10 protein-coding genes are annotated in these 10119 nt (G+C 33.7%); 4 read left to right on the forward strand and 6 right to left on the reverse strand.

Annotated features, from left to right (window positions below; all coding sequences use genetic code 11):
* The first annotated feature begins 17 nt into the window (after positions 1-17).
* The 3 genes from dnaB to ACE3PD_RS01960 all read left to right on the forward strand — a co-directional run bounded on the left by dnaB (position 18) and on the right by ACE3PD_RS01960 (position 3559).
* The gene (gene dnaB, locus ACE3PD_RS01950) at positions 18-1565 is read left to right on the forward strand and encodes a replicative DNA helicase (RefSeq protein WP_374399024.1); all 1548 of its coding nucleotides are present in this window, start codon (positions 18-20) and stop codon (positions 1563-1565) included.
* Between the two features lie 243 nt (positions 1566-1808).
* Complete coding sequence (locus ACE3PD_RS01955) at positions 1809-1973, forward strand: hypothetical protein (RefSeq protein ID WP_374399026.1); 165 nt, start codon at positions 1809-1811, stop codon at positions 1971-1973.
* A 308-nt stretch (positions 1974-2281) separates the two neighbouring features.
* Positions 2282-3559 carry an asparagine synthetase B gene (locus tag ACE3PD_RS01960; protein WP_374399028.1) on the forward strand — a complete coding sequence of 426 codons (1278 nt, stop codon included), beginning with the start codon at positions 2282-2284 and terminating at the stop codon, positions 3557-3559.
* Between the two features lie 249 nt (positions 3560-3808).
* Here ACE3PD_RS01960 and ACE3PD_RS01965 read toward each other — a convergent pair whose 3' ends face one another.
* Positions 3809-4270, reverse strand: coding sequence for a DUF1569 domain-containing protein (locus tag ACE3PD_RS01965; RefSeq protein ID WP_374399029.1), 462 nt, complete (start codon positions 4268-4270; stop codon positions 3809-3811).
* 114 nt (positions 4271-4384) lie between these two features.
* Positions 4385-5290 (reverse strand): 23S rRNA (adenine(1618)-N(6))-methyltransferase RlmF, encoded by a 906-nt coding sequence (gene rlmF, locus ACE3PD_RS01970; protein WP_374399031.1) that lies wholly within the window; start codon positions 5288-5290, stop codon positions 4385-4387.
* Positions 5291-5405: 115 nt separating this feature from the next.
* On the opposite strand from rlmF, the gene ACE3PD_RS01975 reads away from it, so the two are divergent.
* Positions 5406-6449 (forward strand): hypothetical protein, encoded by a 1044-nt coding sequence (locus ACE3PD_RS01975; RefSeq protein WP_374399033.1) that lies wholly within the window; start codon positions 5406-5408, stop codon positions 6447-6449.
* A gap of 124 nt (positions 6450-6573) precedes the next feature.
* Here ACE3PD_RS01975 and rplT read toward each other — a convergent pair whose 3' ends face one another.
* From rplT to thrS, 4 genes are all read right to left on the reverse strand, one after another.
* Positions 6574-6918, reverse strand: coding sequence for a 50S ribosomal protein L20 (gene rplT, locus ACE3PD_RS01980; protein ID WP_026726128.1), 345 nt, complete (start codon positions 6916-6918; stop codon positions 6574-6576).
* 133 nt (positions 6919-7051) lie between these two features.
* Positions 7052-7249 carry a 50S ribosomal protein L35 gene (rpmI, locus tag ACE3PD_RS01985; protein WP_026726127.1) on the reverse strand — a complete coding sequence of 66 codons (198 nt, stop codon included), beginning with the start codon at positions 7247-7249 and terminating at the stop codon, positions 7052-7054.
* A gap of 95 nt (positions 7250-7344) precedes the next feature.
* Positions 7345-7893 (reverse strand): translation initiation factor IF-3, encoded by a 549-nt coding sequence (infC, locus tag ACE3PD_RS01990; protein ID WP_084329735.1) that lies wholly within the window; start codon positions 7891-7893, stop codon positions 7345-7347.
* Positions 7894-7921: 28 nt separating this feature from the next.
* Positions 7922-9862 (reverse strand): threonine--tRNA ligase, encoded by a 1941-nt coding sequence (gene thrS / locus ACE3PD_RS01995; protein ID WP_374399036.1) that lies wholly within the window; start codon positions 9860-9862, stop codon positions 7922-7924.
* Positions 9863-10119 lie beyond the last annotated feature (257 nt).

Genomic DNA, 10119 nt, shown 5'->3' on the forward strand with positions numbered 1-10119 from the left:
TTGGTTAACTTCGCAATATGGAAAATGTCAGAAATATGAACCCGATAAAAGTAGATAAAACTACGATTATCAATTTGGAAAAAGGAAAACTACCTCCTCAGGCGTTAGACCTAGAAGAAGCGGTACTTGGTGCCATGATGATTGATAAAAAAGGGGTAGATGAAGTAATTGATATTTTACAACCAGACGCCTTTTATAAAGACGCGCACAAGTACATTTTTGAAGCTATTGTTCAGTTGTTTAACGAAACACAACCAATTGACTTATTAACCGTTTCGGCTCAATTAAAGAAAAACGGAAAACTAGAGCTTTCAGGTGGTGATTTTTACTTGATTCAGCTAACGCAAAAGATATCTTCTTCGGCTCACATTGAGTTTCACTCGCGTATTATTCTTCAAAAATTCATCCAAAGAAGTTTGATTAAAATTTCAAGCGAAATTATTGAAGAATCGTATGATGAATCTACCGATGTCTTCGATTTATTAGACAAGGCAGAATCTAAATTATACGAAGTAACGCAAGGAAATATCAAGCGTAGTTCGGAAACCGCGCAAAGTTTAGTAATTCAAGCAAAAAAACGTATTGAAGAAATTGCTGGAAAAGAAGGTTTGAGCGGAATTCCAACAGGATTTCACAATTTAGATAAATTAACTTCTGGATGGCAACCTTCCGATTTAATTATTGTGGCTGCTCGTCCTGGTATGGGTAAAACGGCTTTCACCTTATCAATGGCTCGAAATATGGCTATCGATTATGGTGCGCCAGTAGCATTTTTCTCATTAGAGATGTCATCTGTACAGTTAATTACACGTTTGATTTCGTCTGAAACAGGTTTATCTTCTGAAAAACTAAGAACTGGAAAATTAGAAAAACACGAATGGGAGCAATTGTCTATTAAAGTTAAAGATTTAGAAAAAGCTCCTTTGTTTATTGATGATACACCATCGTTATCGATTTTCGATTTGCGTGCAAAAGCAAGACGTCTTTCATCGCAATATGGCATCAAAATGATTGTAATCGATTACCTTCAATTAATGACAGCAGGTGGAAACGGAAAAGGAGGAGGAAATCGTGAGCAAGAAATCTCAACAATTTCTCGAAACTTAAAAGCATTAGCAAAAGAGTTGAATGTTCCAGTAATTGCACTTTCTCAGTTATCTCGTGCGGTTGAAACACGTGGATCGAGTAAACGTCCATTACTTTCTGACTTAAGGGAATCAGGAGCAATTGAGCAAGATGCCGATATTGTATCGTTTATTTACCGTCCAGAATATTATAAAATTGACGAATGGGATGATGAAGAACGTTCTCCAACTCAAGGTCAAGCCGAGTTTATCGTAGCAAAACACCGTAATGGTGGTTTAGATAACATCCGATTGAAATTCATTGGAAACTTAGGAAAGTTTGATAATTTAGATGATTTTAGTTCGCCTTTTGACGCACTTCCGTCTAAGATGAATTTGGATGATAATAATCCTTTTATTACTCCAAATTTACCAACACCAAATGAAGCTTTTGGTAGCACCATGAATTCATATGATGATGATTCAGATGTTCCGTTTTAAAAAAAAAAATAGATTAAAAGTTAAAAACAGGCTATCAGCCTGTTTTTTTTATTACTTTTTTTACTACATTTATAATTCAATTATAAAAAACCTCAAAATATGTCAGATTTTACAATTATTCTCGATGAAGCTAAAAAATGGACATAATCATGGAGAAACAATCCTCCAAAAGATTTAGCAAAAGGTCATTTAATTCCAGGCGAAGCCTTATCAGAATTATTAGCTACAGAAGGTGTTGTTAATGTGAGAGCTTATATGGGAGTTGACACAACAGGAACACAAAAATTAATGTTTGTAGGTGTTGATACTGATGGAAAAGATTTAATAGATGCAAATCACTTAATTTATGACAATACACAACCTTGTCCAAAGAATTGTTATCCAACGAGTCCTCTTTATAATCCATAGTAGATAGTATTGAAACCTTCATATTATTTATACATAACGTCTGCAATATTATACTTACTTACACACTTTATGGGATACTACCTAACAATTTCATTTCTTTCGAGTTTATTAACGATAAATTACTACTGTTTGTGTTCATCTTTTCTATTATTTTGATACATATCAAAACTAAAGCAAAAAATATTCCTGTGTAAGAGTAAAAATACCTGATTTTCAAACCAGTTATTTTTACGGGGGTAGCACTTTAACATTTCGATAAATGATAATTGCTGAAAATGTTTTAAATTAGTCGATTATATTCGCAACCTATGAAATCTAAAGCGCTCAGCTTATACATTATATTCTTTTTACTTTCTTCTTTTTCGAGTAAAGCAGCTTTTGTATTGTTACCAATGGAAGCCGAAGGGCAACAAAATCACTTAAAAGCATATGGAATTACCTATTGGGCTTTAGATAAAAGTTACAAAGTAAGTTGGTTGTTAAATTATCGTGGTGGTTCTTTTTTATTACCCGATGCACCCGAAATCAGAAAAGAATGTCAAATTCGAGGGGTAACTTTTGAAGTTTTATCGGATGCCACTACAAATTCAATTCTAGAAGATATCAGTTCGCCATCTCAAAATATGGAAACGGTTGTGCTAGAAAAAGCTCCAAAAATTGCGGTTTATACTCCAAAAGGAAAACAACCTTGGGACGATGCCGTAACTATGGTGTTAACGTATGCTGAAATTCCATACACCGAAATTTACGATGAAGAAGTTTTGTCTGACCAATTGTTGTTATATGATTGGTTGCATTTGCATCACGAAGATTTTACAGGTCAATATGGAAAGTTTTTTGGAAATTACAGAAGCACTCCATGGTACATCCAACAAAAAGCTGATGCTGAAGCCTTGGCTAAAAAGTTAGGCTACAATAAAGTTTCAGAAGAAAAGTTGGCAGTTGCAAAAAAAATCAGAGATTTCGTAATTGGTGGTGGCTTCATGTTTGCGATGTGTTCGGCAACCGATAGTTTTGATATTGCGCTTTCAGCAGAAGGTGTTGATATTTGCGAACCCATGTTTGATGGTGATGATTCAGAAGCTAATTATCAAGCTAAAATTGATTACACCAGTACGTTTGCTTTTAAAGATTATACTTTAGTTCGTAATCCAATGGTTTACGAATTCTCAGATATTGATACTACCGAAGAACACGGAAAAGGTACTTTTACTATGGATAAAGACTATTTTACTTTAATGGAATATTCGGCAAAATGGGATCCAATTCCAACGATGTTGTGCCAAAATCACACCCAATTAGTAAAAGGTTTTATGGGGCAAACCACTGCTTTTAATGCTGAAAAAATAAAATCGAATGTTTTAGTGATGGGTGAATGTAAAATTAATGGAGAAGCGCGTTATATTCACGGAACTAAAGGAAAAGGAATGTTTACGTTTTACGGAGGTCACGATCCAGAAGATTACCAACATAGAGTAGGTGATGCGCCTACTGTTTTAGATTTACATCCCAATTCGCCAGGTTATCGTTTGATTTTGAATAATGTGTTGTTTCCGGCAGCAAGAAAGAAAAAGTTGAAAACGTAATCTGTAATAAAAAGTAATATTTCCTAAAAGAATTAAGTTATAATAAAAAAGCTACTTTATAGTAGCTTTGTTGTTATTCGTATACAAAATATTGCATTTCGTACCAAGATTTTTAAAACTAAACGATTTAAAATTAACTTTATGTGTTTAAAAATCAAGCAGTTGGAAAAGACGAAGATGTGTAATTATAAAATAGTAATTTTGTTAGTATTGATTGTTCTTATACTAAACATACTTTGCATTATAAATTCATGATTTCAAAATATCATTGATGATCATTTTATGATGTTTGGTGTGTAATATCAAGAATTTTTCTGTCTCTTTCTTATTTAAAACTCCAAAAAACGGATGTGGAAAATGCACATTTTTATCCAAACTTTTCCAATTTTTTATATTTTCTCTCACGCTTTCTAAACTTAAAGCCAAAGTTTCAGGAGAAATGTCACCTTCAGGTCTAACGATTTTTGGAGCTTTTGCTTTTCCTCTTGGAATTTTTTTCGCTACTGACATAATCAAAAAGCGTTTAAAATTAAAATGCCATTGATATTCCGACGGATTTGAATGTTTACAAGCCGTAACAATTTGGTCAATCGTTTTTAAGCTATGCGCAATATGCCAACCCACACTTCCCGAAGAAACCGCTAAATTCACTTTGTCAAAAGACGAAATATCCGATTGTAATTGATCTAAAAGCTTATGTAATTCTTGCATAATGTTATTTGTTAATGTATTACTCTTTCGTCATTTCGAGTGTTTTGTATTTCTAAATCCTAAGATTTATAAATACAAAATGTATCGAGAACTATTGAAAAAATTTAAAACCTATTACTCCTTAAACGTCCAAAACAAAATTCGACTCACTTTATTCCCATGTTTCATTTCTGTAATTTGGTAGGTTGCTTTTACTTTTTTAAGATGTGAAAGCAAGGGTTTCAAATTATCTTTTTTAGAAACTAAAGACGAAAACCATTTGCATTGCGCTTTAAAATGCACACTTTCATAAATCATATTGCTGATGAACGCTAATTCGCCACCTTCGCACCATAATTCGTTATTTACGCCACCAAAGTTTAAAGTTGGTTTTTTCGAATCTTCAATACCTAAGTTTTTATTTTTGCGAATGGTGCCTTTATTTGCTTCTTCTTTAGAACTATGAAAAGGCGGATTACAAATCGTCAAATCAAATTTGTCTTCTGGAAGAATGATATTCTTGAAAATATTTCGCTTAGAAGTTTGCAATCGCAACGTAACGTTTTCTTTTAATTTCTGATTCGAATTGATATTTTCTTGAGCAGCTTCGTAAGCTTGTTTGTCAACTTCGCTACCCACAAAACGCCAATCGTATTCTGCAACACCAATAATCGGATAAATACAATTAGCACCAATTCCGACATCTAAAATGCGAATTTTATGTTTCGTTTGAAGCGTGCCATACATATTTTCTAAAATATCGGCTACTTGATGAATATACTCTGCTCGTCCTGGTATAGGCGGACAAAGAAAATCTTTTGGAATATCCCAATTTTTCAAACCATAATACTGCATTAACAACGCTTTGTTTAGCATTTTTACGGCATCCGGATTAGCAAAGTCAATCGTCTCTATTCCATGTGTATTGATATTCACAAACGGAGCCAATTCGGGATTAGCTTTAACTAACGATTTAAAATCATAGTTTCCGGTATGTTTGTTTTTTGGATGAAAGCCGGTGATGGTTTTGGTCGTATTCAAAGTATTGTTTTTAAAGTGTAAAGGTATTGAATTCTGGGGAAGGTTATTAAGAAATAATTTATAAAAGATGTTTATATTTGGTGATATAAACAAGTTAGTGGCCATTTTAAAGAACATGAGTAGACCAGATTGGCAATTAAATTTTAGAGACTTGCCAGAAATTCCTCTTTTGAAAAGGTGGAATAGTGGCATGCATATTACCCAAGAACAAAGTATATCTTATAAATTACTTCATAATCAAAAAATCACGGAAGCTGAAGAAATAGAATTCAGAAAGGTTTTCAAATTTTATGAAGAACTTGATTTTAAGCTTCAAAAATTAGATTATTCATCATTTACTGCTGATGACTTCGAAAATTTTAAAAACTATATTAATTACGCTTTCAATTATATTCCTTTATTATCAAATAAATTAGCCGTATATCATACTTACCGACTTGTAGTTAACGAATGGGTAACAAAGAAGAATCAGCGATTGAATAATATAAAGTATTTAAAATATCCTTCATTAGACATCGTAAAAGAAATTAACAAATACAATAGAGCTAATACTCCACTAACTAATGTTCTGTATTCGGCTGAAAACATTGATTCAGCATTAAAAGAAATTAAACCTCCAAAAGATAAGATTGTTACGGTAGGATTATGGAAAACGAAAACTGAAAAAGAAATAATTTCTTATCCCATTTCACACAGTGAAAGAGCAATACTAATCAATGAAGGAGTTCAAAAAGCTACTGCAGCATTTGAAAAATACAGTGAAAAAAATTCACAACTCTTTGTAGAATGGTCACGGCATTATTTCAAATTGTTAGGAAGAGAATTCACAAAACCAATTTCACATCATTATGAGTATTTTATAAGTGCTCTCTTTTCAGAAAGAATTCTTGAAGTAAGAAATGATCCAAATCCTTCATTTAACTATGACTGCATAATTTATCCAAGTGTTGGCAATGATTTGGAAACCGATAACCTTGCCATTCATCCTGATTCTGTTGAAAAAGAATTTGGATTATTTCAAATTATTGAGTTTGAAATTGAGGAAACATACTATGAAAGAAAATATGTTAGAAATCATCCTGAACTTATAACACTTGCCAAAATTAAAAATAAACATTACGCAAAAAAAATACTATCTAATGGTGATATAGTATGGTGAAAAAAAGGCTACTAACCCGATAGCGCAAAATCCCATTCCGTGCCAATCAAACCAACACCCAATAAAAAACCCCGATTTTCATCGGGGTTTAATATATAAGTAAGATAAACTGAGTTAGACGTAATTATTTAATTTTGTTAACGATAGCTGTGAAAGCAGCTGGGTGGTTCATAGCTAAATCAGCAAGAACTTTACGGTTCAATTCGATATTGTTAGCTTTTACTTTTCCCATAAATTGAGAATAACTCATACCATGTAAACGTGCACCAGCATTGATACGCGTAATCCATAAAGCACGGAAATTTCTTTTGTTTTGTTTTCTATCACGGTAAGCATAAGCCATTGCTTTTTCTACCGCGTTTTTAGCTACAGTCCAAACGTTTTTACGTCTTCCAAAGAAACCTTTGGCTTGTTTTAATACTCTTTTTTTTCTAGCTTTAGTAGCTACTGAATTTGTTGCTCTTGGCATAATTTTAAATGTTTTTTGCAGTAAGGCGGTTTCTCAACACTTATAAACTCCGCACTTTGTACTTTTTACTTTGTACTTTTTACTTCGTTCAGCCCACTCCAGGGTTACTAAATTGTTTTAACCAAACAACGAATTAAATAATATTCAATTGTTGTTTAATGCTTCTCTCGTCTGTTGGGTGAACCAATGTAGAGTGAGTTAAAGCTAATTTACGCTTTTTAGATTTTTTAGTCAAAATGTGACTTTTAAAAGCGTGTTTTCTTTTGATCTTTCCAGAACCAGTAACTTTGAATCGTTTCTTAGCACTAGATTTTGTTTTCATTTTAGGCATTTTCTTCCTGTATTTATAATCTATCTTACTTATTATTTTTTAGTTTTCAGTCTCTGTTTTCAGATTAACTACTGAACACTGCGACTGCTAACTGCTTACTTTTTCTTTTTCGGAGCAATGTACATAATCATACGTTTTCCTTCTAAAACTGGCATGGCTTCTACTTTACCATATTCTTCCAATTCTTGAGCCAAACGTAACAATAAAATTTGTCCTTGCTCTTTGTAGATAATCGAACGTCCTTTAAAGAATACAAATGCTTTTAATTTAGCACCATCTTGTAAAAACTTAAGGGCATTCTTTTTCTTAAACTCATAATCATGCTCATCTGTTTGAGGTCCAAAACGAATCTCCTTAATTACAATCTGAGTAGATTTTGCTTTAAGTTCTTTATCTCTCTTCTTTTGTTGGTACAAAAACTTACCATAATCCATCAATTTACAAACGGGTGGCTCAGCATTTGGAGAAATTTCTACCAAATCAACTTCTTGCTCTTCAGCTAAACGAAGGGCTTCCGCTATTTTGTAAACTCCAGGCTCAATGTTTTCGCCTACTAAACGTACTTCAGGAACACGAATCAAATTGTTGATACGGTGCGCTGCTTTTTTCTCTTCGCGAGGTTGAAAACCTCTGTTGTTTCTAATTGCTATGGCTTTAAGATTTTAGTTAAACTTAAAATTGTTTTAATGTTTTATTGATTTCTTCGTTTATCATTGCCGCAAATTGCTCAATAGTAACCGATATATTTCCTTTTCCTTCTTGTCCGCGTTGTCTCACAGAAATCGTTCCGTTTTTCTCTTCTTCCTCGCCAACAATCAGCATAAACGGATATTTGTTCATCTCCGCTTCTCTAATTTTCTTACCGATTGTTTCGTTTCGGTTGTCAATTAGGGCGCGAATTTCGTGATTTTCTAGCAAATCTAAAACTTTTTTCGCATAATTTTCATATTTCTCACTCAAAGACAAGATTATAGCCTGCTCTGGCATCAACCAAATTGGGAAATTTCCTGCCGTGTGTTCCAATAAAATAGCGATAAAACGTTCCATCGAACCAAAAGGCGCTCTGTGAATCATAACTGGGCGATGTAACTTGTCATCCGCACCTTTATAAGACAATTCAAAACGCTCTGGTAAATTGTAATCCACCTGAATAGTTCCTAATTGCCAACTTCTACCTAAAGCATCTTTCACCATGAAATCCAATTTCGGACCATAGAAAGCCGCTTCTCCAGCTTCAATCACATAATTCAATCCTTTATCTTTCGCTGCACTGATAATTGCATTTTCAGCTTTTTCCCAGTTTTCAACGCTACCTATATATTTATCCGGATTATCTAAATCACGAACCGATACCTGAGCCGTAAAGTTTTCAAATCCTAAAGATCCAAATACATATAATACTAAGTCGATTACATTTTTGAACTCAGCATCCAATTGATCAGGCGTACAGAAAATATGCGCATCATCCTGAGTAAATCCTCTAACACGAGTCAAACCATGCAATTCACCTGATTGCTCATAACGATATACTGTTCCAAATTCAGCATAACGTTTTGGTAAATCTTTGTACGACCAAGGTCTTGCATTGTAAATCTCACAGTGGTGTGGACAGTTCATTGGTTTTAACAAGAATTCTTCGCCCTCCGCAGGAGTGTTAATCGGTTGGAAACTATCCGCACCATATTTAGCATAGTGTCCAGAAGTCACATACAAATCTTTCATTCCAATATGAGGAGTTACTACTTGCTCGTAACCAGCTTTTTTCTGTGCTTTTTTCAAGAATTGCTCTAATCTATCGCGCAAAGCAGCACCTTTTGGTAACCATAACGGCAAACCTTGACCTACTTTTTGTGAAAAATGGAATAATTCTAATTCTTTTCCTAATTTTCTATGGTCGCGTCGTTTTGCTTCTTCTAATAATTCAAGATAATCTGTTAAGTCTTTTTGTTTTGGGAATGAAATTCCGTAAACACGAGTTAACTGCTTGTTCTTTTCATCACCTCTCCAGTAAGCACCCGCCACCGATAAAATTTTCATCGCTTTGATAATACCCGTATTCGGAATATGACCACCACGACACAAATCAAAGAAGTTCGAATGATCGCAGAACGTTATCGTTCCGTCTTCTAAATTCGAAATCAATTCGGTTTTGTATTCATTATTTTTATAAATCTCCAATGCTTCCGCTTTTGAAACAGAACGCATTTTAAATTCATGCTTCTCTCTTGAAATTTCTAACACACGATCTTCAATCTTTTTGAAATCAGCATCTGTAATTTTTTTATCACCAAAATCCACGTCGTAATAGAAACCATTATCAATCGCAGGTCCAAGTGTTAATTTAATTCCAGGAAAAATTTCTTCCAAAGCTTGCGCCATTACGTGCGAAGTCGAATGCCAAAAAGCTTTTTTACCCTCTTTGTCATTCCACGTATATAATATAAGTGTACCGTCCGTCGTTAAGGTCGTCGTCGTTTCAATAGTGGTACCATTGTAGGAAGCCGAAATCACGTTTCTAGCCAAACCTTCACTAATGCTTTTCGCAACATCCATTGGAGTAACTCCTTGAGCCATCTCCTTAACCGACCCGTCGGGTAAAGTAACTTTTATCATTGTTTAAAATTTATAAGGTGCAAATATAAACGAATAATAAAATCCATACAATATATATAAGGTATAATGTTAAAAAAGATTAGAAGCAGCCGTTCAGCATTCCATAAAGACTCCTGGTCCCGCTCATATCTTTGCTCTATTCTAAAAGTATGAATAATTTTATCTTTTAAATAGTATTAATAGATAAGCAAAACAAAGTTGCAAAATTGTGATCCCGCCAGATACATCTTTTGATGATATTGTTGAGACAGGTAAAT

The sequence above is a fragment of the Flavobacterium sp. genome, assembly GCF_041911335.1.
Classification (GTDB): domain Bacteria; phylum Bacteroidota; class Bacteroidia; order Flavobacteriales; family Flavobacteriaceae; genus Flavobacterium.